Origin of the sequence: Paraburkholderia sp. SIMBA_027, from assembly GCF_046535315.1 — a bacterium.
GTDB lineage: Bacteria > Pseudomonadota > Gammaproteobacteria > Burkholderiales > Burkholderiaceae > Paraburkholderia > Paraburkholderia tropica.
In genome coordinates this window covers 1-261 of record NZ_JAWRWY010000915.1, presented here as the reverse complement: position 1 = coordinate 261, position 261 = coordinate 1, and the positions used below count along the sequence as shown (strand labels likewise).

Sequence of the window (261 nt, the reverse complement as noted above, 5' to 3'; positions counted from 1 at the left end):
GGTTTCGTTCGCCTGACACCGTCGCCGCTCGGCGACGGCGTGCGCGTGAGCCGACGCGGCGGCCTGACCTACGTATTCAATTACGGCGGCACGCCGCACACGCTCGATGGCGTGCCGCCGTCCGCGTTCGTGGTCGGCGCCGCGCAGGTCGAACCGCAAGGCGTCGCCGTGTATCGAAGCCGTTCGTAGCAACCGCCCCCGGCGCCGCGACGCGCCGGTCACGCACAACGACAGACACACAGGACTGGAGACACACATGAC

At 69.3% G+C, this 261-nt stretch carries 1 protein-coding gene; it reads left to right on the top strand.

Annotated elements, in window-relative coordinates; genetic code table 11:
- Nucleotides 1-189 (top strand): Beta-galactosidase C-terminal domain (locus SB764_RS41755; protein ID WP_410867000.1); only part of this gene is annotated, 189 nt, incomplete at its 5' end.
- Nucleotides 190-261 lie beyond the last annotated feature (72 nt).